General features: G+C 59.1%; 25 protein-coding genes and 1 tRNA gene. 21 read left to right on the top strand and 5 right to left on the bottom strand.

The features are described 5' to 3' along the window. Positions 1–2 precede the first annotated feature (2 nt). From truA to kynU, 5 genes are all read left to right on the top strand, one after another. On the top strand, positions 3–836 hold the full coding sequence (gene truA / locus V0R37_RS14630; protein ID WP_420375217.1) for a tRNA pseudouridine(38-40) synthase TruA: 834 nt from the start codon (positions 3–5) through the stop codon (positions 834–836). A gap of 138 nt (positions 837–974) precedes the next feature. Then, positions 975–1,607 (top strand): TRAP transporter small permease subunit, encoded by a 633-nt coding sequence (locus V0R37_RS14625; RefSeq protein WP_420375216.1) that lies wholly within the window; start codon positions 975–977, stop codon positions 1,605–1,607. 2 nt (positions 1,608–1,609) lie between these two features. After that, a complete protein-coding gene (locus V0R37_RS14620; RefSeq protein ID WP_420375215.1) occupies positions 1,610–3,292 on the top strand; it encodes a TRAP transporter large permease in 1,683 nt (560 codons plus the stop codon). Between the two features lie 15 nt (positions 3,293–3,307). After that, complete coding sequence (locus V0R37_RS14615; RefSeq protein WP_420375214.1) at positions 3,308–3,973, top strand: phosphoribosylanthranilate isomerase; 666 nt, start codon at positions 3,308–3,310, stop codon at positions 3,971–3,973. A gap of 43 nt (positions 3,974–4,016) precedes the next feature. Next, on the top strand, positions 4,017–5,267 hold the full coding sequence (gene kynU, locus V0R37_RS14610; protein ID WP_420375213.1) for a kynureninase: 1,251 nt from the start codon (positions 4,017–4,019) through the stop codon (positions 5,265–5,267). A 50-nt stretch (positions 5,268–5,317) separates the two neighbouring features. On the opposite strand, the gene egtD is transcribed toward kynU, so the two are convergent. Further along, complete coding sequence (gene egtD, locus V0R37_RS14605; protein ID WP_420375212.1) at positions 5,318–6,301, bottom strand: L-histidine N(alpha)-methyltransferase; 984 nt, start codon at positions 6,299–6,301, stop codon at positions 5,318–5,320. Next, positions 6,298–7,566, bottom strand: coding sequence for an ergothioneine biosynthesis protein EgtB (gene egtB / locus V0R37_RS14600; RefSeq protein ID WP_420375211.1), 1,269 nt, complete (start codon positions 7,564–7,566; stop codon positions 6,298–6,300). The genes egtD and egtB overlap by 4 nt, the downstream gene beginning before the upstream one ends. Positions 7,567–7,721: 155 nt before the next feature. Between egtB and V0R37_RS14595 the strand changes: the two genes are divergently transcribed. From V0R37_RS14595 to ptsP, 7 genes are all read left to right on the top strand, one after another. Beyond that, a tRNA-Val gene (locus tag V0R37_RS14595) sits at positions 7,722–7,798 on the top strand. Between the two features lie 325 nt (positions 7,799–8,123). Further along, the gene (gene thrS / locus V0R37_RS14590) at positions 8,124–10,070 is read left to right on the top strand and encodes a threonine--tRNA ligase (RefSeq protein ID WP_420375210.1); all 1,947 of its coding nucleotides are present in this window, start codon (positions 8,124–8,126) and stop codon (positions 10,068–10,070) included. An 11-nt stretch (positions 10,071–10,081) separates the two neighbouring features. Next, positions 10,082–10,651: a translation initiation factor IF-3 gene (infC, locus tag V0R37_RS14585; RefSeq protein WP_420375340.1), complete on the top strand. Its 570-nt coding sequence runs from the start codon at positions 10,082–10,084 to the stop codon at positions 10,649–10,651. Between the two features lie 63 nt (positions 10,652–10,714). Continuing rightward, a complete protein-coding gene (gene gshB / locus V0R37_RS14580; RefSeq protein ID WP_420375209.1) occupies positions 10,715–11,674 on the top strand; it encodes a glutathione synthase in 960 nt (319 codons plus the stop codon). Next, the gene (locus V0R37_RS14575) at positions 11,675–12,076 is read left to right on the top strand and encodes a PTS sugar transporter subunit IIA (RefSeq protein WP_420375208.1); all 402 of its coding nucleotides are present in this window, start codon (positions 11,675–11,677) and stop codon (positions 12,074–12,076) included. A 44-nt stretch (positions 12,077–12,120) separates the two neighbouring features. Beyond that, positions 12,121–12,390 carry an HPr family phosphocarrier protein gene (locus V0R37_RS14570; RefSeq protein WP_420375207.1) on the top strand — a complete coding sequence of 90 codons (270 nt, stop codon included), beginning with the start codon at positions 12,121–12,123 and terminating at the stop codon, positions 12,388–12,390. Between the two features lie 91 nt (positions 12,391–12,481). After that, entirely contained in the window at positions 12,482–14,173 is a 1,692-nt protein-coding gene (ptsP, locus tag V0R37_RS14565) for a phosphoenolpyruvate--protein phosphotransferase (RefSeq protein WP_420375339.1), read from the top strand. Between the two features lie 91 nt (positions 14,174–14,264). Here ptsP and V0R37_RS14560 read toward each other — a convergent pair whose 3' ends face one another. Beyond that, complete coding sequence (locus V0R37_RS14560; protein ID WP_420375206.1) at positions 14,265–15,161, bottom strand: LysR family transcriptional regulator; 897 nt, start codon at positions 15,159–15,161, stop codon at positions 14,265–14,267. Here V0R37_RS14560 and V0R37_RS14555 point away from each other — a divergent pair. The 9 genes from V0R37_RS14555 (at position 15,160) to V0R37_RS14515 (ending at position 23,869) form a co-directional block, all read left to right on the top strand. Then, entirely contained in the window at positions 15,160–15,321 is a 162-nt protein-coding gene (locus V0R37_RS14555) for a hypothetical protein (RefSeq protein ID WP_420375205.1), read from the top strand. The two genes, V0R37_RS14560 and V0R37_RS14555, sit on opposite strands and share 2 nt — an antisense overlap. Before the next feature lie 192 nt (positions 15,322–15,513). After that, positions 15,514–16,305 carry a benzoate diol dehydrogenase BenD gene (gene benD / locus V0R37_RS14550; protein WP_420375338.1) on the top strand — a complete coding sequence of 264 codons (792 nt, stop codon included), beginning with the start codon at positions 15,514–15,516 and terminating at the stop codon, positions 16,303–16,305. Between the two features lie 48 nt (positions 16,306–16,353). After that, positions 16,354–17,421 (top strand): 2-keto-3-deoxygluconate permease, encoded by a 1,068-nt coding sequence (locus V0R37_RS14545; RefSeq protein ID WP_420375204.1) that lies wholly within the window; start codon positions 16,354–16,356, stop codon positions 17,419–17,421. A 133-nt stretch (positions 17,422–17,554) separates the two neighbouring features. Continuing rightward, positions 17,555–18,760: a muconate/chloromuconate family cycloisomerase gene (locus V0R37_RS14540; protein WP_420375203.1), complete on the top strand. Its 1,206-nt coding sequence runs from the start codon at positions 17,555–17,557 to the stop codon at positions 18,758–18,760. 87 nt (positions 18,761–18,847) lie between these two features. After that, a complete protein-coding gene (catA, locus tag V0R37_RS14535) occupies positions 18,848–19,783 on the top strand; it encodes a catechol 1,2-dioxygenase (RefSeq protein WP_420375202.1) in 936 nt (311 codons plus the stop codon). Positions 19,784–19,873: 90 nt separating this feature from the next. Continuing rightward, on the top strand, positions 19,874–20,686 hold the full coding sequence (pcaD, locus tag V0R37_RS14530) for a 3-oxoadipate enol-lactonase (RefSeq protein WP_420375201.1): 813 nt from the start codon (positions 19,874–19,876) through the stop codon (positions 20,684–20,686). 49 nt (positions 20,687–20,735) lie between these two features. Next, positions 20,736–21,011 carry a muconolactone Delta-isomerase gene (gene catC, locus V0R37_RS14525; RefSeq protein WP_420375200.1) on the top strand — a complete coding sequence of 92 codons (276 nt, stop codon included), beginning with the start codon at positions 20,736–20,738 and terminating at the stop codon, positions 21,009–21,011. A 3-nt stretch (positions 21,012–21,014) separates the two neighbouring features. After that, positions 21,015–22,319, top strand: coding sequence for a GTPase (locus tag V0R37_RS14520; protein ID WP_420375199.1), 1,305 nt, complete (start codon positions 21,015–21,017; stop codon positions 22,317–22,319). Continuing rightward, positions 22,316–23,869 carry a P-loop NTPase family protein gene (locus V0R37_RS14515; RefSeq protein WP_420375198.1) on the top strand — a complete coding sequence of 518 codons (1,554 nt, stop codon included), beginning with the start codon at positions 22,316–22,318 and terminating at the stop codon, positions 23,867–23,869. Before V0R37_RS14520 ends, V0R37_RS14515 begins: the two co-directional genes overlap by 4 nt. A gap of 95 nt (positions 23,870–23,964) precedes the next feature. Here V0R37_RS14515 and amt read toward each other — a convergent pair whose 3' ends face one another. Together amt and V0R37_RS14505 are read right to left on the bottom strand one after the other, a co-directional pair. Next, entirely contained in the window at positions 23,965–25,191 is a 1,227-nt protein-coding gene (gene amt, locus V0R37_RS14510) for an ammonium transporter (protein WP_420375197.1), read from the bottom strand. Positions 25,192–25,288: 97 nt separating this feature from the next. Then, positions 25,289–25,627, bottom strand: a complete 339-nt coding sequence (locus V0R37_RS14505; RefSeq protein WP_420375196.1) for a P-II family nitrogen regulator — start codon at positions 25,625–25,627, stop codon at positions 25,289–25,291. Positions 25,628–25,778 lie beyond the last annotated feature (151 nt).

The following is a 25,778-nucleotide window of genomic DNA, read 5'->3' as shown; positions in this document are numbered from 1 at the left end:
TTATGCCGCGCGTGGCGTTAGGCATAGTCTACGAAGGCTCTCAATGGCTAGGCTGGCAAACCCAGCGCGGCGGGCACACGGTTCAGGATACGCTTGAATCGGCGCTGGGCCGCTTTCTGGCGCGGCCCACCGGCACCATTTGCGCGGGACGCACGGACACCGGCGTGCATGCGCTGGGACAGGTTGTGCACCTGGATACCCCTGTTGAAAGACGCGAGGAATCGTGGGTAAGGGGCCTTAACGCCTTGCTGCCGGACAGCATTGCCGTGCAGTGGGCGCAAGCCGTGCCGGACGAATTCCATGCCCGTTTTTCTGCGCTGTCGCGCAGCTACATCTATGTGGTGCGAAATGCCCGGCAGCGTTCGCCGTTGATGCACGGCAGGGTGGGCTGGGTCTATCATGCGCTGGACCTCGCGCGCATGCGCCGGGCCGCCGCCAAACTGGTGGGCGAGCATGACTTCAGCAGCTTCCGCTCGTCGCAGTGCCAGGCGGCCAGCCCCGTTCGGACTTTAAGCCAGCTTGACATAGTGCGGCATGGCGATTATTTCCTGTTCACCTTCAAGGCGAATGCCTTTCTGCATCATATGGTGCGCAATATTATGGGTGCCCTTCTGTATGTCGGGCAGGGCCGCCAGGAAGCCGCCTGGATGGACGAATTGCTTGCCCAGCGCGACCGCCGCCGGGCCGCGCCGACGTTCGCGCCGGACGGCCTGTATCTGGCGCAGGTGGAGTACCCTTCCGGCTTTTCACTGCCCATCGCCGACCCCGCCATGGCATTGTTTTCACATCTGGGCGTATCGCCGCCCGGGATGACCGGGGGCTTATACCGAGAGTAAAGCAGGCCGCTATCGTATAGAATTCATCCGTTTCCGCCTGATACATCCCGCATGCGCAAGCCGACATCCGCCCCTCAGACATCGGCGCCCCCGCGTGATTTGCCGGGCATCATCATTACCCCTAGTTTAGTGGGACCCATGAAATTCCTTCTGTCCTTATCGAAAGCAATTGACGCCATCAATGTCCGGGTCGGGCAAGCCGTTATCTGGCTGACCCTGCTGGTGGTCCTGGTCAGCGCCACCAACGCCGTGGTGCGCAAGGTATTCAGCGTAAGCTCCAATGCCTGGCTCGAATTGCAATGGTATCTGTTCGGCGCCATATTTCTGCTTGCGGCCGGCTATACCTTCTTGCGCAACGAGCACGTCCGGGTCGATGTCCTGTCCCAGAAATTCTCCAAGCGCACCCAGATAAAGATAGAAATATTCGGCATCCTGTTTTTCCTGTTCCCGGCCTGCATGCTTATTTTCTGGCTGTCGCTGCCTTTTTTCTATGAATCCTTCGTGCTGCACGAGCTGTCCTCGAATACCGGCGGACTTATCCGCTGGCCCGCCAAGCTGCTCATACCGGTCGGATTTTTCCTGCTTATCCTGGCCGGGTTCTCTCACCTGATAAAGTGCGTGGGTTTTTTGCGGGGCGCATGTCCCGACCCGCTAGCTCGTCAGCATGCCAGGACAGCCGAAGAAGAACTGGCGGAAGAAATCCTGCGGCAGGCGCAGTTGGACGCCTCCGAAGCCGCCAATAACAACAACACAGCAAGCAAGGGCCGTTAATCATGGAGTTTTTTGTCGATAACCTGGCCCCGATCATGTTCATCAACCTGATCGTGTTCTTGCTTCTGGGTTTTCCCGTCGCGTTTTCCCTGGCCGCCAACGGCATCCTGTACGGGCTGGTCGCCATCGACCTGGGCCTCATGCAGCCGGCCTTGTTCCAGGCCTTGCCGCAGCGCGTCTTCGGCATCGTGGCCAACGATACCTTGCTGGCCGTGCCTTTCTTCACGCTTATGGGCCTCATACTCGAACGTTCGGGCATGGCCGAAGACCTTCTCGAAACGGTGGGACAGTTGTTCGGTCCCATCCGCGGGGGCCTGGCGATTGCCGTGGTGCTGGTGGGCGCCATGCTGGCCGCCACCACCGGCGTGGTCTCCGCATCGGTGATTTCCATGGGGCTTATCTCGCTGCCCATCATGCTGCGCTACGGCTACGATCGCAGGCTGGCCACGGGAGTGATCGCGGCGTCGGGCACTTTGTCGCAAATCATTCCTCCTTCGCTGGTCCTCATCATCCTGGCCGACCAACTGGGCCGTTCCATCGGCGACATGTACCGGGGCGCGATGATACCGGGACTGCTGCTGGCGAGCTCCTACATCGCCTATGTTGTTGCCGTTTCCTTCATCCGGCCCTCCAGCGCTCCCGCGCTGCCCGAAGAGGCCCGCATCTATGTCAAGCCCGATGGCAGCCGGGGCTTGCGCTCGCTGCTGGTGCTGACCATCATCGCCTCCACGGTGTCGTATTTCGCCACTCAGCATTATTTCAGCGAGCATACGCAGGTACCCATCGACGAACGCGTGGTGATCAGCCTGATGGCCTGGGGCATCACCGCGCTGGTGATCGCGCTGGCCAATAAAGTGCTGCGATTGGGCCTGCTGTCCGAAATCGCCGAGCGCGTCACCTTCGTCATGATTCCGCCGCTGTTTTTGATCTTCCTGGTGCTGGGCACCATCTTCATCGGCGTGGCAACGCCCACCGAAGGCGGTGCCATGGGCGCGGTCGGCGCGCTGGTCATGGCGGTCTCGCGCGGTCGCTTCTCCTTTGCCTTGCTCAAACAAGCCATGGATACCACCACCAAGCTGTCCTGCTTCGTGGTTTTCATCCTGGTGGGTTCGACGGTATTCAGCCTGAGCTTCCGGGGCGTGAACGGCGATCTTTGGGTGGAGCACCTGCTGATAGGACTGCCTGGCGGTGAATGGGGCTTCTTGATCGTGGTCAGCGTGCTGACCTTCTTCCTGGCCTTTTTCCTGGATTTCTTCGAACTGGCCTTCATCATCATTCCGCTGCTAGGGCCCGTGGCCGACAAGATGGGCATAGACCTTATCTGGTTCGGCGTGCTGCTTGCGGTAAACATGCAAACGTCCTTCATGCATCCGCCTTTCGGCTTCGCCCTGTTCTATTTGCGATCCGTGGCCCCCAAAGAGGATTATCATGACCGTGTGACCGGCAAACTGATTCCCAAGGTCACCACCGGCCAGATCTACTGGGGTTCGGTGCCGTTCATCTGCATACAAATACTTATGGTGGCCGCCGTCATGATATTCCCCGGCATGGTCACGCACTACAAACACGAAGGCACGGGCGTGGATCCCTCCACCGTGCAGTTTGGCACCAGCAACGCTTACGGCTCCGATTCCTACGGCGGCGACGGCGGCGGAATGGGCGATGCCGGCGCCGCGTTCAAATAGCATGAAATATTCAGGATGACTCCATCGCTACGCACCCGCGTCAAGATTTGCGGCTTGACGCGACTTGAAGATATCGATGCCGCGGCGCAAGCCGGGGCCGATGCCATTGGCTTCGTGTTCTACGGCGCCAGCAAACGCTGCGTCGATATCCAGCGGGCGCGCCTGCTGCGGCAGTCCGTGCCGGCCTTCATCAGCGTCACGGCTTTGTTCGTCAACGCGCCTGAAGCCGACGTGCGCGCCGTCATCGAGCAGGTGCAGCCCGACCTGCTGCAGTTTCACGGAGACGAGACTCCCCAGTATTGTGAAAGTTTCGGGCGGCGTTACCTGCGGGCGTTTCGCGTGGGCGGGCCGGGGCTGGACACGCCATCGGCGGTCCTGGATGCGTGCCGGCCTTATGCGTCGGCCAGCGCATGGCTGTTCGACAGCTATAGCGCTGGCTATGGCGGCAGCGGGCTTGCTTTCGATTCCAGCTTGCTGCGCGATGTGCGGGCAGCGACCGACAGCAGGCCCATGGTGCTGGCCGGCGGACTCAAGCCCGAATCCCTCGGACAGCTTGTCCGGGAAGTCAGGCCTTATGCGGTCGATGTCAGCAGCGGAGTAGAGACCGCGCCGGGAATCAAATCGGCCGAAAAAATAGGCGCTTTCATGCAGGCGCTGCGCGCGGCATCGGAAAACCTTTAAGCCTATAATACTTCGGTGCAACGACCGCTCGAAGGAGGGTTCGATGACGAACCGTGAAGCTTGCCTGGCCATGGACCAGAACGATGGCCTGGCCTCGCTCAGAAACGAATTCGTCCTGCCGGAAGATGTGATCTATCTGGATGGAAATTCGCTGGGGGCGCGACCCAGGGCCGCGCTCGATCGTGCCCGCCAAGTCGTTGAACAGGAATGGGGCGTAGACCTTATCCGCAGCTGGAACAAGGCCGGCTGGTTCGATCTTCCCGTCAAGCTGGGCGATAAACTGGCGCCGCTTATCGGCGCGGGACCAGGCGAAGTCGTGGTCAGCGATTCGACCTCCATCAATCTGTTCAAGGCGCTTGCCGCCGCCTTGAACATCCAGGCCGGGCAAGACTCATCGGCGCGGCGCAAGGTCATCGTTTCCGAGCGCGGCAATTTCCCGACCGACCTGTATATCGCGCAAGGGCTGGCCAAATGGCTGGATCGCGGCTACCAATTAAGGCTCGTCGACGCCCCCGATGAATTGCCATCCGCCATCGATGCCGATGTGGCGGTGGTCATGCTGACGCATGTCAACTATCGCAGCGGCCGCCTGCTCGACATGCGCGCGGTGACCCGCCATGCCCATGAACAAGGCGCGCTGACGGTTTGGGACCTGGCGCACTCGGCCGGTGCGGTGCCGGTGGATCTTGCCGGCGCCGATGCCGATTTCGCTGTGGGATGCACCTATAAATACCTTAACGGCGGGCCGGGCGCTCCGGCTTTCATCTGGGTGGCGCCTCGCCTGTTGCCGCGATTCTCGCATCCCCTGTCGGGCTGGTGGGGGCACGCCAGGCCCTTCGCCATGCAGGCCGGCTTCCAGCCTTGCCCCACCATACGCAGCGCCTTGTGCGGCACGCAACCCACCGTGTCGCTGGCGCTGGTGGAGTGCGGTCTGGACCTTTTTGCGCGGACCGACATGCGGGCGCTGCGCAAGAAATCGCTGGCCCTGACCGACCTGTTCATCGATCTGGCCGAACGCCGTTGCGCGGCTCATCCGCTGACGCTGGTCACGCCGCGCGAGCATGCGCAACGAGGCAGCCACGTCAGCTTCAGCCACCCGCATGGCTACGCCATTGTCCAGGCGCTGATCGAAAAAGGCGTCATCGGCGACTACCGCGAGCCGCACATCATGCGCTTCGGATTCACGCCCCTGTACCTTCGCTTTGTGGATGTATGGGACGCGGTCGATACGCTGGCCCGCATACTCGATCGGCAAGACTACGATGTGAATGCCGTTGCGCAAGCGGTAACTTGAGGAAATCCGGGCGCCAAGGCGGATTTTCATGCAAGGCAATCGGCCGGTGTTTATCCGGGTGCTTCAAGCCAGTGCAGGCTGAATAAATCCGCTTCGTCCGTCCAGGCCGCTGTCGGCCGGAAACCCGCTTGCCTGGCCATGGACCGCAAGCCTTGCAGCGTATATTTGTACGAACACTCGGTATGCAGCGTTTCCCCCTCGTTCAACACATAACATTCCGATCCCATGCCGATCTCTTGCGTGCGCTTGCTCATCAAGTGCATTTCCACGCGCTGCAGCGGCGCATTGTAGAAGGCGTAATGGGCGTACTGCCCGATATCGAAATTCGCGCCCAGCTCGCGATTGGCACGCGCCAGCAAATTCAGATTGAAGGCGGCCGTAATGCCGGCGCTGTCGTTGTAGGCGGCATGCAGGATGGATGGATCCTTGATCAGGTCCACGCCCAGCAGCAGAGCGCCGCCGCGCAGCAGCCGCCGGGCTTGCCGCAGGAAACCCAGGGCTTCTGGCGGGTCCAGGTTGCCCAGGGTTGAGCCGGGAAAAAATCCGAAACGGCGACCCGCGCTGAATGCTTCCTTGGGCCATGATATGGCTTCGGTGTAGTCGGCCGCAATGGGGCGCAGCGCCAGGCCGGGGTAATCGGCCTTGAGCTGCGCCGCCGACGCAGCCAGGTGCGCGCTGGAAATGTCGATTGGCAGATAGCGCGCCGGCCGTTCAAGGGCATCGAGCAGCAGGCGGATTTTCTTCAACGAGCCGGCGCCGAATTCGATGATCTCCGCGCCTGGCCCCATCCGCCGTGCGATCTCGGCGGCATGGCGGGCAAGCAGGGCCAGTTCGGTCCGGGTGGGGTAGTATTCGGGCAGTTCGCAGATACGGTCAAAGAGCGCCGATCCTTTTTCATCATAGAAGTGCTTGGGCGACAGTCGATGAGGCCGCAAGGCCAGTGCATGGCTCATGTCCCTGAAAAAGTCGCCGTTTGCCTCCGCCTGGCCACTGGCTGACGGCATCGATTTACGCAAGGCCTGGGACGGCGTCATTGTTTACCGTCCTTGGCCAGCCGCAGCCCGGCAAACTGCCAGCGGGCGGCGGGAGGAAAGAAATTGCGGTAGGTGATGCGCGCGTGGCTCGAAGGCGTGGCCCGGCTGCTGCCGCGCAGCACCATCTGGCCCACCATGAACTTGCCGTTGTACTCGCTTGTCGCACCCTGGGCTGGACGAAAGCCGGGGTAGGGGTCGTAAGACGAGCGGGTCCATTGCCAGGCCTCGCCCAGTGTCTGGCCTATTCTTGGATCGGCCGCGGCCGCTTCCCACTCGAACTCGGTGGGCAAGCGTGCACCGGCCCATTCCGCATAGGCAGCCGCCTCATAGAAGCTCAGGTTGATCACCGGGTCGGAGGGCTTGAAGGGAAGGGCGCCATGCAAGCCGTATATCCGCCAATCCCGCGGGGAAGATCCCTTCGGCGTGGACCAATAGATGGGCGCCCGCCAGCCCTGTTCCTGTACCATGGCCCATCCGTCGGACAGCCATAGTTGCGGATTTCGATAGCCTCCGTCGGCGATGAAGTCGGCGTATTCGCCGCAAGTCAGCAGCCGGTTGCATAGGCGGTAGGGCTGCAGCAGCGTCGTGTGCCGCGGGGTTTCATTATCGAATCCGAACAGGTCTTGCCCGCCCGCCTCGTACCCGATGGATGCGAGGCCGCCCGGAAAGTCTATCCATTGCGGCGGCTCGCAGGCCTTGTCCGATTCATCATGAACATCGCCGGTGGGCGCCTGGTAGGCGGGCTGCAAGGGATTGCGCCACAGGGCGTGAACGATATCGGTCAGCAGCAGCTCCTGGTGCTGCTGCTCATGGTTCAGGCCCAGCATGACCAGCGGGCGCAGGCGCGTCCAAAGACGGGAGTCCGACTGCTCCATCAATTGCTCCATACTCGTGTCGACGTGGCGGCGGTAGGCGTACACCTCGTCCAGGGCGGGGCGACTGAGCAGCCCGCGCTGAGCCCGAGGCAGATGGGCGCCCAGAGCGTCGTAATAGGAGTTGAAGAGATAGTAATAGCGCTCGTCGAACGGCCGATACCCAGGCAGGTGAGGGCGCAGCAGCATGGCGTCGAAAAACCAGCTCGTATGCGCCAGATGCCATTTGGTCGGGCTGGCCTCCGGCATGGACTGTATGCATTGGTCTTCAGAGGACAAGGGCGATGCGCGTTTCAAGGTTTCGCCACGTACCGCCCAGTACAGCACCTGCATGCTGCCGCGCGCCTCGTCCAGGCTGGAAGGCGCGATGGCAAGGGAAGAGGTTCTGGGCATCCACCCACCTATCGTTCAGTTGTAACCGCAATGGGCCAGCAAGCGGCATGCCCGCGCCGGCCCTGCGAAAAGAATGCGGCGGCAAGCGCCGGGTCGGCATGTTCGGGCCGCTTTTGACAAACCTGAAACAAGTACGCTAGAATCTCGTTCTTTCTAGGCGGTTAGCTCAGTTGGTTAGAGCGCTACGTTGACATCGTAGAGGTCGCTGGTTCGAATCCAGTACTGCCTACCAAATACCGAAAACCCGCAATGCGTGATGCCTTGCGGGTTTTTCATGCGCGTTCGGTTGGAGATAAGGGGTTTTTTTGCAACATACCGCCGTGCCATGACGGGTGGATAGCGTTATTTCCAGGTGGCTGGGACCGCCGGATTGCCCGCAGGTGTTACACTGAAGCAACGAATTATTATTTGATGATAGCCGATACAAGCATGGACTCTACGCGAACTACGACCTGGCATTTCTAGACGTCGCCGCGTACTGTTTTTCAGCTGACCAGCAAAATCAACATACCCAAAACGCGGCACTGGCCGCGTTTTTGCATTTTCAGGATGTCTTTATGGTTCAGATCACTTTGCCCGATGGTTCGCAGCGCGAATTTCCCGGTCCCGTTTCCGTCAGCGATGTTGCGCATTCCATAGGCACCGGCCTGGGGCGCGCCGCGCTGGCCGGACGTGTCGCGGTGGATGGCGCGGAACCCCGGCTGGTCGACACCAGTTTCGTCATGGAGCGGGACAGCCAACTGGCCATCATTACGGCCAAGGACCCCGATGGCCTGGATCTGATCCGCCACTCGACGGCTCATTTGCTGGCCTATGCCGTCAAATCCTTGTTTCCCGATGCGCAGGTCACGATAGGCCCGGTCATCGAAAACGGCTTCTATTACGACTTCTCCTATAAAAGGCCTTTCACGCCCGAGGACCTGGAAGCCGTCGAAAAGAAGATGGCCGAGCTGGCCAGGAAGGACGAAACCGTAAGCCGCGAAGAATGGCTGCGCGATGATGCCGTCGAGTATTTCAAGGGCATAGGCGAGCATTACAAGGCCGAGATCATTGCGTCGATTCCATCCAACGAGCCCATCAGTCTGTATCGCGAAGGCGACTTCATCGACCTGTGCCGCGGTCCTCATGTCCCTTCCACGGGCAAGCTCAAGGTATTCAAGCTGATGAAGGTGGCCGGCGCCTATTGGCGCGGCGACAGCAAGAACGAGATGCTTCAGCGCATCTATGGCACGGCCTGGGCGACCAAGGAAGAACAGGCCGCCTACCTGACCATGCTGGAAGAAGCCGAGCGGCGCGATCACCGCAAGCTGGGCCGCGAGCTGGACCTGTTCCACTTCCAGGAAGAGGCGCCGGGCCTGATCTTCTGGCATCCAAAAGGCTGGACCCTGTGGCAACAGGTTGAACAGTACATGCGTACGGTCTACCAGCAAAACGGATATCAGGAAGTCAAGGCGCCGCAGATTCTGGACTTGTCGCTGTGGAAGAAAACCGGCCACTGGGACAACTACGCCGAGAACATGTTCACCACCGAGTCCGAGAACCGCACCTATGGCTTGAAGCCCATGAACTGTCCCGGCCATGTGCAGATATTCAATGCGGGACTGCATTCCTACCGCGAACTGCCGATACGCTATGGAGAGTTCGGGCAATGCCACCGCAACGAACCTTCGGGCTCGCTGCACGGCATGATGCGCGTGCGCGGTTTCACTCAGGACGATGGCCACATTTTCTGCACCGAGGATCAGTTGCAGGATGAATGCGCGGCATTCACGGCCTTGCTGCAGAAGGTGTACGCCGACTTCGGGTTCACCGAGATTCTGTATAAGGTCGCCACCCGCCCCGACAAGCGCATAGGCTCGGACGAGGTCTGGGACAAGGCCGAGCAGGCGCTCATGGAAAGCCTGGACCGTACGGGCTGCAAGTACGAGGTGTCCCCCGGAGAGGGCGCATTCTATGGCCCGAAGGTGGAATACACCTTGAAGGACGCCATCGGGAGGCATTGGCAATGCGGCACGATACAGGTCGATTTCTCCATGCCGCAGCGCCTGGGCGCCGAATACGTGGATGCCGCCGACCAGCGCAAGACGCCGGTCATGCTGCATCGGGCCATCCTGGGTTCGCTGGAGCGCTTTATCGGCATGCTGATCGAGAACCATGCCGGCGCCATGCCGGCCTGGCTCTCTCCCGAGCACGCGGTGGTGTGCTGCATTTCCGAAGCCTCGGCGTCTTATGCCGAGGAAATCGCCCTAAGCCTGAAAAAACAAGGGTTTAGAGCCGGTTCCGATTTGCGTGGTGAAAAAATCACCCGTAAAATCCGTGAACACAGTATGCAAAAAATACCGTACATTCTGGTGGTGGGCGAAAAAGAACGCGAAACCGGCCAAGTGGCGGTACGCGGGCGTGGCGGTGTCGATCTGGGCGTGATGCCGTTGAACGACTTTACCGCGCGCCTGCAAAACGAAATCGATTCCCGTCATAATGGCGGGGAAGCCGGACAGGCCTGATTTTTTTATCAATTCTAGGAGTCTTAGACATCGCAACCGAAAAACCACATCGCATCAATGGTGAAATCCGCGTCCCCGAGGTGCGACTTATTGGAGTAGATGGCGAGCAGCTAGGGGTGGTTAAAACCTCCGATGCTCTCCACCTGTCAGAACAGAACGAAGTGGATCTGGTCGAAATTGCACCCAATGCAGAGCCGCCAGTTTGCCGCCTGATGGATTACGGCAAGTTCAAGTATCAAGAACAAAAACGCCAGCAAGAAGCTCGCGCCAAGCAAAAAATCATCCAGGTCAAGGAAGTCAAATTCCGTCCCGGAACCGATGAAGGCGACTACCAGGTCAAGCTGCGCAATCTGCGCCGCTTCATCGAGGAAGGCGACAAGGCCAAAGTGACCCTGCGCTTCCGCGGCCGCGAAATGGCTCACCAGGAGCTGGGCATGCGCGTGCTCGAGCGCGTGCGCGACGACCTCGTCGAACTCTGCCAGGTCGAAGCCATGCCCAAACTGGAAGGCCGTCAAATGGTCATGGTCCTTGCGCCGCGCAAGAAGGCGACCCCGGGCAAGACCGGCGAATCCGCCGGCTGACCCGACTCCCACACATCCGATCCATCGGTCCGGCCCGATGGATCGGATACACGCAGGTGCCTTATGCACGTATTGTTCATTATCGATCCCTTGCCCGCCCTCAAGGCCTACAAAGATTCGTCCGTGGCCATGATGCGCGCGCTCGCATCCCGCGGCCACACGCTCAGCGTGGCCTACCAGAGCGGCTTGTTCATTGACGAAGGGGTGGTCAAGGCGGCGGCGACGGGAATCGATCTCGTGGCCGGCGCCGACTTGCACGGCCATGCGTGGTGGCGCGAAAGCAAACCGCGCCGGGATGCGCTCTTGTCGGAGTTCGATGCGGTGCTCATGCGCAAGGATCCGCCTTTCGACATGGAATACGTGTACGCCACGCATCTGCTCGAATATGCGCAGGCCCAAGGCGCCCGGGTATTCAATTCCGGCGCCGCCATACGCAACCATCCAGAAAAACTCGCCATCACCGAATTCGCCGAGTTCACCTCGCCGACCTTGGTGACCAGCGACATGGCCCGCTTGCGGGCTTTCCATGCCCAGCACCGCGACGTCATTGTCAAGCCGCTGGACGGCATGGGCGGCACGGGAATATTCCGCCTGCAGGAAGTCGAGCCCAATCTCGGCGCCATCCTGGAAACGCTGACCGACAACGGGGCGCGTACCATCATGGCGCAACGCTATATTCCCGAGATCGTCCATGGCGACAAGCGCATCCTGCTCATTGCCGGTCAGCCCGTGCCTTATTGCCTGGCGCGCATCCCGCTGGCCGGGGAGACCCGCGGCAACCTGGCGGCGGGCGGCAGGGGAGTCGCACAGCCTCTGACCCCGCGCGACCTCGAAATTGCGCAGGCTATCGGTCCCCGCCTGCATGATCGCGGCCTGCTGCTGGTTGGCCTGGATGTCATCGGCGACTACATCACCGAAATCAATGTCACCAGCCCGACCTGTTTCGTCGAGATCACCGAGCAAACCGATTTCGACGTGGCCGGCCATTTCGCGGCGGCGCTCGAACAGGCGGTAGGTGCTTGAATGGCCCGCATCGTATTGGTCATGCATGAACCACTGGGCTTGGCTTTTGCGGCCTGCGCCGAACACGTGCTGGGCCACAGCGCCGAACTGACCGTGTTCGACGTCGCTCCCGATGCGGACCCCGAGTCGCAAGTCACTCTCCTGGCCAGGCAGTTGCTGGGGACTCCCGACGAGGCCACGCTGGTGCTTTGCGATATATTCGGCGCGACGCCGTTCAATATTGCCAAGCGCGCCCTTAAGCTGGCCATCGAGCGAGGCTTGACCGCTCATCTCATTACCGGTACAAATTTGTGTATGGTCCTGAAGGCGCTTACGGAGCAACAGGAAAATCCCGACAAGCTCAGCGAAAGCGTCCGGCTGGGAGCATTGCGAGGCATTGTCAATGCCGACCAGACCTGCTGATCCGCAACGCTGGTTTTTGCATCTCAAAAAAAGTAAAGAACCCTATGCCCTCCGTCGACATCGTCATCAGCAACAAACTGGGCCTGCATGCCCGCGCCGCCGCCAAGCTTACCCAGCTGGCGGGCCGGTTCAATAGCGAAATTTTCATCGCGCGCGGCGCGCAGCGCGTCAATGCCAAGAGCATCATGGGCGTCATGATGCTGGCCGCCGGAATGGGTGTTACCGTCAAAGTCGATGCGCAGGGCGCCGATGCCGAGCAGGCGCTGCTCGATATCCAGTCCTTGTTCGAGAACAAGTTCGGCGAACAGGAATAGCTTTTTCCTTCGGATTGCGCCGCCCATGACCCTCAATACTCTTCTTGAACCGCCGGGCCTCTGCGCCATGCTGTGCATGCAGGGCCAGGGGGTGGTCAAGGGTTACGCCATAGGCAGGGCGGCGGTCATGAGCGCCGCCGCGCTGGAGGTAGCCCATTATCGCATTGCGCCCGAAGACGTCGAGCCCGAATGCGAGCGCCTGAAAAGGGCGCTGGCGACGGCCAGCGAGGATCTGCAGCTTATCGCCAGCACACTTCCCGACGATGCGCCGCGCGAGCTGGGCCCTTTGCTGACCGTGCACAGCATGCTGCTGGACGATCCCATGCTGTTGCAGCAGACCTGCGCTCTCATTGTCGAGCGGCATTACAACGCCGAATGGGCGCTTACCAGCCAGGGACAGATATTGGCCGAGCAGTTCGGCATGATGGAAGACGAATACCTGCGCGAGCGGGGCGGCGATATCCGCCAGGTCATCGAAAGGGTGTTGCGCGTCCTGTCCGGATCCACGGCTTTGCTGCCCAATTTGTCAGCCGGCGACTCCAACGATCCGCTTATTGTCGTGGCGCGCGATATTTCGCCGGCCGATATGCTGCGCCTGCGCGGCGGCCGGTTCGCGGCTTTCCTGACCGACCTGGGCGGGCCCACGTCGCATACCGCCATTGTGGCGCGCAGCATGAACGTGCCGGCTGTGGTGGGACTGGGGCACTTCCGCGCTCTGGTGCGCGATGGCGATACGCTGGTGGCCGACGGCTTTTCGGGGACAGTGCTGGTCAATCCGCCGGAAAGCGTGCTGCGGGAATACCGCGAACGGCAAGCCGAGTATGCGCGCGAACGCGCCGAGCTTGCCTTGCTGCGCCATGCCCCGGCCGTTACGCTGGACGGCATCGCCATCAAGCTTGAAGCCAATATCGAGTTGCCCGAAGAAGCCGCCGCCGCGATGGAAGCGGGCGCCGACGGCATAGGCTTGTTCCGCAGCGAATTCCTGTTCATGGGCCGCCACGACCTGCCTACTGAGGAAGAGCAATACCAGGCCTATTCCTCGGTGGTCAAGACCATGGCGGGCCGGCCCGTCACGATACGCACGCTGGACCTGGGCGCCGACAAGAATCTGGATGGCGACGTCACCGTGGCGACCAATCCCGCCCTGGGGCTGCGCGCCATACGGTATTGCCTGGCCAATCCCGAGATCTTCGCCACGCAGTTGCGGGCGCTGCTGCGCGCCTCGTTGCATGGGCATGTGCGCATCCTGATTCCCATGATTTCGCATATCCACGAAGTCCATGCCACGCGCGTCGCCATCGATTCGGCCTGCGCCGAGCTCGATGCGCGCGGCGAACCTTATGCCCGCAATATTTCCCTGGGCGCCATGGTCGAGATTCCCGCCATCGCCATTGCCATCGAACCTTTTGTCGAGACGCTGGACTTCCTGTCCATAGGCACGAACGACCTGATCCAATACACCCTGGCCATCGATCGGGGCGACAGCGAAGTGGCCGATTTGTACGATCCCATGCATCCGGCCGTGTTGCGGCTTATCGCGCATACCATCAACGCGGGCGAGCGCGCGGGCAAGCCGGTGGCGGTCTGCGGCGAGATCGCCGGCGATTCCCGGGTCACTCGCATGCTGCTGGGTTTGGGCCTGACCGAATTCTCCATGCATCCGCAGCAATTGCTCGACGTCAAGAAAGAAATCCGGCAGGCCCATTCGAATGCATTGCGAGTCAAGGTGGCGTCGGCGCTGAACCGGGCGGAACGCATCGATCTGGCCACCTTGTCGGGTTAGTCAGAATGCTCCTCACTTCGCAGCGCAGCGCAGCGGGCGATGCGAAATCAACGACAGCCGGTACGCTCCTAGCGACTATCGAAGGCGGATATCAAGGATAAGCTAAAGCGGAAAACACTTCGCGGCTTAGCTGTAGAACTGGCTCGATGTACCAGGATGTATCGCCAAGACGGTGAATCAGGATGATGGGCGAGGTAGCGCGTTCTTCCTGTACTTCACGGTAGATCACATCGGTACGGATGCGTGCCGAAGAGGGAACCAGGCATACACCGCCTTCGGCGGCGACCAAGCCCAGCGCGGTCTGTAGTTCGCGTACCTCGATGACTTCCTTGGGTCGGATGGAGTCATCTCGCAACATGCTGATCACGTAGTCCGCAAAGCTGGGCCTGGGCTCCTGCGGGTAAACGATCAGGCTCTGGCCTCCTAGTTCAGCTAGGCTTACTGCGGCCCTCGATGCCGCCAAGGCGTGACCGGGCGCTGCGGCTAGTACTAGTTTTTCCTCGCCCAGCACAATGCGTTCCACGGAATCATCGGCGCTGCGGATACGCCCCACGCCAATGTCAATGCGCCCGGCCTGCAATACGCTCACCTGTTGCAAGGACGTAGTCAGTTCCACCATTTGCAAATCAATGTCGGGAATGCGCTGGCGCAACTTGCGGATGAGGATAGGCAAGCCACCATATAACACAGAAGGCACGAAACCGATGGCAAGCCGGCGGCGCTGATTCGCACTGCTTTGTTGTGTGGCCGATTTCATTTGTTCGATGCGCGCCAATACCTGGAGCGCTTGCTCATAGAACACGCGACCGGCCTCGGTCAAACGTACCGGCCGACTGTTACGCAACAGCAGCGTCACACCCAATTCCGCCTCCAGCATCTGAATTTGCCGACTCAGCGGCGGTTGGGCGATATGCAATTGTTTGGATGCAAGGGTGAAGTTGCGGCATTCAGCGATGGCAACAAAATAACGCAGTTGGCGCAGTTCCATGCGGGATCCTTCCATTGAGGCAGATTCTGAAGTGCTCAGCGAGCAGCTGAAAAATCGCTTTTTGTTTTTTGCAGTTCATGATGATGCCAAACTTGACCAGGCACCGACGCTATTGGGGAAAACGATAGCTTATTCATTTCAATCAGCTCCAACACATTGATATCGGTAGAGAATTCAAATAATTATACCTTTTTGGTATCAAACAATATTGAAACAGTATTGGAGGCCGGAATGGCGTCGCGCTTAAATGACGCTCGTGTTTCAAGTATCGGTCCGTCTGCCATTGCTACCTGAGCGGACTAAAGATTTCAAATATAAAAAAGTCGATCATTCACTCGCAGGAATCATCAAAATGAGTAAGCGATTTAGAGGGAAGGTGGCTATCGTTACCGGTAGCGCCCAAGGAATTGGTGCAGTTCTGGCTGGAAAGTTTGCACAAGAGGGAGGAACCGTCGTGCTTGCGGATCGTTCCCCTTTAGTCCAGGAAGTTGCTCAAAAAATTCAGGAGTCCGGCGGCACGGCATCTGCGGTTGAGGTGGATCTGGAAACCTATAGCGGCGCCGAGGAGATGGCGCTTCATGCAATTAACACTTACGGTCAGGTTGACGTGTTGTTCAACAATGTTGGCGGAACAATATGGACCAGACCGTTTGAAAAGTACGAACCATCACACATCGAGGATGAGATCAGACGATCGCTTTTTCCAACATTGTGGTGCACGAGGGCCGTTCTGCCGTTTATGGTGGAGCGCGCAAAAGGCGTGGTGGTCAATGTTTCATCCATAGCAACCAAAAGCATTTATCGAGTTCCATATGCCGCGGCAAAGGGCGGGGTCAATGCATTGACTGCTTCGCTTGCCATGGAAGCTGGCTCGAAGGGCGTGCGTATTGTGGCAGTCGCTGTTGGTGGGACTGAAGCCCCTGTCAGGCGAGTTCCTCGCAACCCACTTGGAAATCCGTTTGAACTTCCGAAACAGGATCAAGTGTGGTACCAGGAAATTATCGATCAGACCACAGAAAGCACATACCTGGGCAGGTACGGAACGTTAGATGAAATGGTCGCGCCATTGCTATTTTTTGCTTCCGATGAAGCTTCCTATATCACTGGATCAGTTTTACCCGCAGGAGGGGGGGATCAAGGGTGATATCCCCGGGATCCTCGCACTAATCAAATTTATTAATGGATAGACAAAATGAACGATTACACTCCATTCGATCGGTTCTTGCTGCAAGTCGGAAAGATCCCAGGCGCCCTGATGATCGTGCCGCTCTTTCTTGGGGTGGTGGTCAACACCGTGGCCCCAGAAGCACTCATGATAGGTAGCTTTACCACTGCACTATTTAAGAATGGGCTCGCCGTTCTGATCGGGCTGTTTTTTCTTTCGGTGGGATCTCAGATCAGCTTCAAAGCTGCGCTTCCGTCCGTGGAAAAAGGCTTGGTCTTGTTATTGGCAAAGTTCGGAATAGCTGTATTGTTTGGCCTGTCCGTCGCTTTCTTTTCCACGAATGGCGTTTTCCTGGGGATGCTTCCGCTGGCCATCATCGCTGGGATGTCGAACTCAAACGGCTCTTTATACGTAGCGCTGACAAGCCAATTTGGAAACAAGACCGACAAAGGCGCAATCTCGATTCTTTCGATCAATGACGGCCCGTTTCTGACCTTAGTGGCTCTTGGGGTTGCAGGCTTGGCGGCTTTCCCGATGATGGCCCTTTTTTCCGCCATTTTTCCAATGATTTTTGGGTTTATCCTTGGAAATATTAGTTCCATTGCTCGAAAATTTCTCGAGGCTGGCGAAAAACTCATTATTCCGTTTGCCGCATTTGCCATCGGAGCCAGCATCAACTTGCAGGTGCTCGTTGGAGAAGGTTCCGTCGGAATCCTGCTGGGTCTGGCAACGGCTGTGTTTTCAGGCGGAGCTGCCATTGCATCGCTCTATGTGTGGCATATTGTTCGGCGTCACCCCGCATCAACAAGAAACATGGTCAGCGCTGCCTCCGAAGCGAGCGTGGCGGGAAATGCCATTGCAACACCGGCGGTGGTTGCTGCGCTTGATCCTAGTTATCTTGCCGTAAAAGACGCTGCGACTGCTCAAATTGCCGCCGCAGTCGTGGTCACTGCATTCGTGCTTCCCTTCTTTGTCGCTTGGCTCGCCGGCTGGCAAAAGCGTCGGGGTGTGACACCCGAGAACGAAGAGGCCATGTACGAATCCAAAAGCACCGGGGCTTCTGTAGGCGGAGCGGCTGCCACTGCTCGGTTGTAATTATCTACCGATTTCCATGTCTCGATCTGGCGGGTCGTGCCGACACAAATGGTTCAGACCTATCCAAATCGAGACGGGTTACAAAATACCCCGCTCAAACATTGCCAACTTGCCCGTCAGGTGCATGTTGGGTATGAAGGACGTTATGCTACAAAACACTATTTCGCTGAAAACCGGCTCCACAGTTATTGAACGGGTTGAAACCCTGCTGCTGGATTTACCAACGATCCGACCCCATCAGCTCTCGATGACGATCATGCAGAGCCAGACTTTGATGTTGGTGCGCATCTACTGCTCGGATGGCAGTATAGGCGTAGGCGAGGGCACGACAATTGGCGGCTTGGCCTATGGCGCGGAATCGCCCGAAGGTATGAAGCTGGCTATCGATACTTATTTCACGCCTTTGCTTACAGGCGCTGATGCCGATGCGGTGCCGGCCGTGATGGCCCGCATTCACCACGCTATTCGCGACAATCGTTTTGCCAAATGCGCGGTGGAAACCGCCTTGTACGACGCACTTGGCCATCGGCTCGGTTTGCCGCTGTCACAGTTGCTGGGTGGGCGTCAGCGCGATCAGTTGCCGGTGGCCTGGACGCTCGCCTCCGGCGATACGGGTCGGGACATCGAAGAGGCGGAACAGATGCTGGCTGAGCGCCGCCATCAGATCTTCAAGCTTAAGATAGGTCGCCGTAGCGTGCAGCAGGACGTGGCCCATGTGGCCGCCATCAAGCAATCTTTGGGGGACCGCGGCAGCGTGCGCGTGGATGTGAACATGGCCTGGTCTGAGCTCCAGGCGCGCCAAGGTCTGGCTGCGCTGGCCAATGCGGGTTGCGAGCTGGTAGAGCAACCTGTGGCTTCAGCTGAGGCGTTGGCGCGGCTGCGCGGCCGTTACCCAATTGCTGTGATGGCGGATGAATCCCTGACGGGCCCGGCCTCGGCGTTGGCGCTGGCGCGCGCTGAAGCGGCCGATGTGTTCGCCATAAAGATAGAGCAGTCCGGCGGCTTACAGGCGGCCCAGCAAGTAGCCGCAATTGGCGATGCCGCGCAGATTGAGTTATACGGCGGCACAATGCTGGAAGGCCCCATTGGCACAATTGCCTCGGCACATGTATTTTCCACGTTCCGCAGCTTGCAATGGGGCACTGAGTTATTCGGCCCTTTACTGTTGACGGAAGAGATCCTGCAGCAGCCACTGGAGTACAAGGATTTTCAGCTTACTGTGCCGCAAGGCCCGGGGCTAGGCATTACATTGGACGAGGAACGCGTGCAGCGTTTCAGGCGTGACCGTACTCAGGGCGCCTCCGTAAGCGTATCGGCAGCGGCTGTGAAGGCTCACTGACCCGTCCTATAGAAATTCCCATATGGTTTTCAATTCTCGCTGCCACTGAGTGCAGCATAATTCTTCCCGGAAGCTGAAGGAGATATCATGAGCGTCAAGATTTTTAATAACCAAGAGGTGCAGGATCTCCTGCGCACTGCCGCAGGCCTGACCAACGAAGGAGGCAGCCCGCGAGCCAAAGAGATCGTGCACCGCATTATCTCCGATCTGTACAAGGCCATCGACGACCTGAACATCACCTCGGATGAATACTGGGCCGGCATTGCCTATCTGAATAAGTTGGGCGAACGCGGTGAAGCAGGCCTGCTGTCCCCAGGCCTGGGCTTTGACCGCTTCCTTGACATGCGCATGGATGCGGAGGACGCGCAACGTGGCGTCGAAAGCAAGACTCCACGCACCATCGAAGGTCCGCTGTATGTTGCGGGTGCGCCAGTGGAGCAAGGATTCGCCCGGCTCGACGATGGCACCGACAAGGATGGCCATCCGCTTATCATGCACGGCACGGTGTTTGCTGCTGATGGCAAGCCAGTTCCTGGAGCCAAGGTCGAGGTTTGGCATTGCAACACCAAAGGCTTTTACTCGCACTTCGACCCCACTGGCGAGCAGCAGCCTTTCAATATGCGCCGCACAATAATCACCGATAATCAGGGCCGCTATAAATTCCAGAGCATCCTGCCCAAAGGTTACGGTTGCCCGCCCGACGGTCCTACACAGGCGCTGTTGAACGAACTTGGTCGCCACGGCAACCGCCCCGCGCACATACATTTCTTCGTGGCGGCGGATGAGCACCGTAAGCTGACTACGCAGATCAACATCGATGGCGATCCGCTGGTTTATGATGACTTCGCTTATGCCACGCGCGAAGGCCTGGTCCCGCCGCTGGTGGAGCGTACCGACGAAGCCAGCATCAAGGCCGAAGGATTGGAAGGTCCATTTACGGAGATCGTGTTCGACTTCCAGCTCACGGCTCTGATCAATGGCGCGGACGACCAGCTCGTGCATCGCCCGCGCCTGGTAGCCTGAATACGATTGACAAATGCGTCGACAGCGTAACCCAGGCATTGGCCGGGTTGCCTGACGGCGCGACCATCGCATAGGCATAAAGGATTATCGATGACTGACATGCGTATCTTGGAGACGCGTAACGGTGCTTTCCGTATCGCGCTGGATGGCGCTGCCGATGCGCCGCTGTTGATGCTAAGCAATTCGCTGGGAACAACGCTGGAGATGTGGGATCACCAGGCTCAGGCGCTTTCCAAGACTTATCGGGTGTTGCGCTACGACACCCGTGGTCACGGACAGAGCGTGGTCACGCCCGGGCCCTACAGTTTTTCGCAGCTGGGTGACGACGTGCTGGCAATTCTCGACGCCTTGCAGATTGAGCGTGCGCGCTTCTGCGGGTTGTCGATGGGTGGGCATACCGGCCTATGGCTGGCCATCCATGCCGCAGCGCGTTTTGTGGGGGTTGTGGTTTGCAACAGTGCTGCCAGGATTGGTACAGAGCAGGGCTGGCAAGAGCGTGCAAGGCTCATTCAGAACAATGGCGTCAGCGCCATGCGGGCGCTCGCCGATTCAGGCCCCGGGCGTTGGTTCACACCGGCTTTCATCAGCACCGAGCCGCAGGTCGTACGTATCGCGCAGCAGTGGCTCGCCAATACCGACCCCGAAGGCTATGCGGCCAGTTGCGAAGCATTGGGATCCTCAGATCTGCGTCCGGCACTCGGGCAGATTCTTGTTCCGCTGTTGGTGCTTGCCGGGGAATACGATCCTGTTACTACGGTGGATGATGCGAAAGCCATGCAGCAATCGATCGCCGGGGCTAGATTGACAACGATAGCGGCCTCGCATCTTTCGAACCTGGAGGCGCCCGATGCGTTCGAGGCGGCACTCTCAGGCTTTCTGGATGGCTTGCCTGCTGAGGTATGACGTGCCGCGTACATTCATTTTCAACACAAACTTGCTCAAAGGCTGAATCATGCTTTTTCTTGTTCACATGATCGTCAATATTCCCGCCGATCTTCCCGAAGATACGGCCAACCGCATCAAGCTGCGTGAGAAGGAATATTCTCAGGAGCTGCAACGGTCGGGGAAATGGCCACATATCTGGCGTGTAGTGGGCGAATATGCCAACTACAGCATATTCGATGTGGAAAGCAACGACGAGTTGCACACATTATTAAGCCAATTGCCCTTGTTCCCATACATGCAAATTAAGGTTACGCCTTTGGCCAAGCACCCATCGGCAATCTGAAGCATGGTCATCGGCGCGGCGGACATTCAAACTTTATCGAGGGCTGGGCAACAGGCCGTGCTGGCAGTATTGCCATACCAGGGCCGCGAAATTGCAAGATTAGCCAGATTGTCGGATCCGGCCGGACGGCGCGAGTTGCCGGTAGTGACCGTGGTCGGAAAATATAACCATGGCAAGAGCCGCTTGCTCAACGAGTTGTTGGGGGACGATGCTTTCGTTGTAGCGGATCGGCGCGAGACTGCTACGCTCTCGGCTTACCGTTGCCAGGGCGTGCGCTGGCTGGATGCGCCAGGCCTGGACGCCGATGTCAACAGTGCCGACGATACCCTGGCCGAACAAGCGGTGTGGTTATGCTCAGATGTGCGGCTATTCGTGCATGCTGCCAAGGAAGGCGAGTTGGATGCGGCTGAACGGCGGTGGCTCGCTGAGCTTTGTGATGATGCTGGACGTAGCCGTCGCCTGACACTCTTCGTTATGACGCAGGTGGACCAGTTGGCTGATGATGCGCACTTGCGGGATATCCAAGAAGCGCTGCGCACGCAGCTTCAGACGCTGGAGGTGGGGCCGGTATTCGCGACGTATGCGGTTTCGGCGACACGGCATCGACGGGGGGTACAGGAGGATAAGCCTTTACTTGTGGAACGTAGCGGTATTCCTGAGCTGCAAGCGGCTATCTCTCAGGCCGTGGCGGCGGTGCCGGCGGCACGACGCCATGAACACGCCCTACTGCATGCCAAACTCGCGGACGAATGCGAGTCCTGCGAAAAGGCGGCTTCCAATGCTTTGACGGAATGTCAGGCCAAGCAGCGCCAGCAGCGCAAGGCCTTCAAGGAGGATCTTGCGGCAGTGCTGCTCAAGGTGGGCGAGGGGCTGCAAGAAATACTGATCGGCAGCGGTCCGGATCGTGCGCTAGAGCCGGATTCTTTTGCCACTATGTTCAAGGCCAGCGCCGGCAAACGCGAGCGCGCACGGCTGCAGATTGCTTATTCTCGTGCCTGCATCGAGATTGGCGGTGTGCTGATCAAGCACGGTTTGACCAGCCTGCCCAAAGCTCAACATGTCGAGGCGCAAAGCCTAAACAGCTTGGTGGTGGCGGTCATGGGCGTGTCGGTGAAGTACCGGGAAGACTTGCGCAAGATGTTCTCCGAAGAGGCCGGAAGGGCACGGCTGCAACGCGCGTTCGCACGCTATTTCATGCCCTCGGAGGATCAGTGCGCTTTGGCAAACCGGATCACACAGTGTGAGGCAGATCTCGCCGCTTGCGAAGAGGCGCTGGCTGTACTGAGAGCCTGGAAGCCTGAAGCGTGAACGAGGCCTCGCGCATGGCCGGTGAGCAGAGCTTAATCCGCGCATTGGGCGGCTCCTTTGCGCCCGCAAGCAATCTTGAGTGCATTGTGGACGGGATGTGGAACTGGCTGACGCAACTGCAGGCCATCCTGGACGAGTGGATGCCAGACGGAGACGAGTTGCGTGGCGATAGCGCGCTAGCCATGCAATTGCGGACCTTGCGAGCACTGGCGCAAGAGATTATCGACGAAAGGCAAGCGCAGTGGGGCGAATTACAGCTTGCGAGATCGCTTGCGGAACGCTTTGACGATAGGTTGATGCTGCTGATCTTTGGCAAATTCAATGCCGGCAAAAGCTCATTGTGCAACTTCTTGGCCGAGCGACTGGCCATTCATGGCTGGAATATTAAGCACTTCCGGCTTGACCACGGGTGCATTGTTCACACCGACCGTGGCTTTGCCGAAGGCGCAACCGAAACGACGGCCAGCGTCCAATGCGTGGAGATAGGTGACCGTCTTGTGCTGCTGGATACGCCAGGCTTGCATTCAATGACCGCCGAGAACACCGAATTGACGCTCCGCTTTACCGACTGTGCCGATGCCGTGCTGTGGTTAAGTAGCTCTACCTCGCCCGGCCAGGTGCAGGAACTCGATGAGCTCGCGCGCGAGCTGCGACGTCGCAAACCTTTATTGCCTGTGATTACACGGAGCGATATGTTCGAAGAAGACGAAATCGATGGCGAGATATGCAAGGTTTTGCGTAACAAGACTGACGCAAATCGCGTATTGCAAGAGCAAGATGTCGGCGCGCGCGCGCACGCCAAGCTCAAGCAACTCGGCGTAGACACCATGCTGCTGCGGCCGGCGCTTTCGGTATCGGTGCATATGGCACGGGGCAAAGGCCGGGATGATGAAGCCAGCCTGCGGGAGGCGGGTTTTGAGCGGTTGTTCGCTGCGCTCGAGGAGTTGGCTACGCCAGCGCTGGCATACAAGCGACGCAAGCCTGCAGAAGTGCTGCTGCACCATCTGCAAGAGCATGTGCAAACCCCGCTTGAGCAGCGACTGTTTGTAGAGTTGGCAACACTGCAGAACATGTTGCACGCAGAACGCGTTCGGATGCATGCCTGTCCAGCCAATGTAGGCAAAGCTGTTTGGCGTAGCGTTATGCCCTTATTGCCCGGCTGGATTGATGCTCAAATGCGTAACGATCAAACACTAGCCAGGCGCGACCAGGTTCAAGCAGTGTGCGCACAGCTGTCACAGGCGTTGGATAGCGCCTTACAGGCACAGTTGGCAAAACAACTGGCATCCTGGCGGCCTATGTTGATTTTGCAGGCGCAGGGGCTTGAAAGCCGTATGGGCGGAGCGTTATTGAGCGCACAAGAGCTGGAGCAGGCTGATTGGGGCGAGAAACTATATTTTTGTCTTAGCGAGATCGTGCAGCAGTACTTGAGCGATTCGGAGCTTGGCCTTCTGATTGATCCTTGTTGCGCAGCCGTGGATCGCTTGCTGAATGCATGCGTGCATTTGCAGACCAGCTTGCAAATGCACGCCCAAAAACTGGTTGCATAGGCAGTTCTTTGGGTTGTTTGGCGTCGAACCAGTAACCATAAGTCCTTGGGCGGCGGTTGCCTATGCTTTTTTGTGCAGCTCGTGAAATTTGCAGGCTAGCGCTGATACGCGGTCTCGCCATGCGAATGAATATCCAGGCCCTCGCGCTCCATATCGGCGGGAACCCGCAGGCCGCACACCTTGTCGGCAATGAAGTAGGCAATGAAGGCCACCACGGCGGACCACACGACGGTGATCAGCACGCCTTCCAATTGCAGCCATACTTGATGCGGAATGGCGCCCAGGCTTTCCAGGCCCGGCCCGCCCAGCGGGCGCGCATTGAAGATGCCGGTCAGAAGTGCGCCGACGATGCCGCCAACCCCATGGATGCCGAACACGTCCAGCGTATCGTCCGCGCCCAGCATGCGTTTCAATCCATTGACACCCCAAAGGCAGACTGCGCCCGTGACGATGCCGATGATCAGCGCGCCCCCCGGGCCGACCAAGCCCGCCGCGGGCGTGATCCCCACTAGGCCGGCAACCGCGCCCGAGATCGCGCCCAGCAGGGACGGCTTGCCCTTGTACTTCCATTCGACCAGCACCCAGGCCAGGATGGCGCCCGCGGTGGCGATTATGGTGTTGAAAAAGGCCAGGGCGGCGGTTTCGTTGGCGCTCAGCGCCGAACCCGCATTGAAGCCGAACCAGCCCACCCACAGCAGCGACGCGCCTATCATGGCCATCGGCAGGTTATGCGGCTGCATCGATTCGCGGCCGTAGCCCACCCGCTTGCCGATGAAATAGGCTCCCACCAGAGCGGCCACTCCGGAATTGATGTGGACCACGGTGCCGCCGGCAAAATCCAGCGCGCCGCGCTCCAGCAGCCAGCCGCCCGGTCCCCACACCATATGGGCGATGGGTATGTAGGCCAGGGTCAGCCAGATGAGGGTGAAGAGCAGTACGGCGGAATAGCGCGCCCGTTCCGCGAAACCACCCACGATCAGCGCGCAGGTGATGCCGGCGAATGTCGCCTGAAAGGTGGCGAAGCTGAGTTCCGGAATGCTGCCCGCCAGCGCGAATTTCTGCGTGCTCAAATCGAGCATGCCGCTGAACAGCACGCGGGAGAATCCGCCCAGGATGGCGTTGCCTTCCGTAAAGCTGAGCGAATAGCCGTAGACAAACCATATGACCAGCGCCAGCGCGAAGGTGGAGAGCACCTGGATCAACACGGACAGGACGTTCTTTGCCCGGACCAGGCCGCCGTAAAACAGCGCCAGGCCAGGCACCACCATGAGCAATACAAGCAGGGTCGAAACGCTTACCCACGCCAGATCGGCTTTATCCATTTTCTTACTCCAGAAGATCAGTAGGGCGCCAGGGCGATGCCATATCGGCCGCCGCGACGCATGAGCTTGTTATCAAAAGCCTGCGATTCCCGTGGCCCTAGAGGGCGTTTTCACCTGATTCGCCGGTACGTATGCGTATGGCCTGCTCGATGGGGGTGACGAATATTTTGCCGTCGCCGATCTTTCCCGTGTGCGCCGCCGTGCACAGGTTTTCAATGGCTTGCTCGACCATATGCTCGGATACGGCCATTTCAAGGCGCAGCTTGGGCAGGAAATCGACGGTATATTCGGCGCCACGGTACAGTTCCGTATGGCCCTTCTGGCGTCCGAAGCCCTTGACTTCGGTAACGGTCATGCCTTGTATGCCGATGTCGGACAGGGCTTCGCGGACTTCATCCAGCTTGAAAGGTTTGATGATGGCGGTAATCAGCTTCATTGTGGTTCCTCGTGAGGTTGACGACGAGGTTTACGCAATTAGCATGCCAATTTTCATTCCTCTGCCGTCCTCCTTGCGGGAATCGCCCATGCACGCGGCAAGAGCGGCAATCGCCGCTTACGGCGCTATCCGCGGTCCGTGGTTTGCGCCA

The sequence above is a fragment of the Pollutimonas rozaliensis genome (genome assembly GCF_048751585.1).
In the GTDB taxonomy this organism is placed as follows: domain Bacteria; phylum Pseudomonadota; class Gammaproteobacteria; order Burkholderiales; family Burkholderiaceae_B.
Note: the sequence above shows the minus strand (reverse complement) of the source record. Positions and strands in the feature narration are given on the sequence as shown.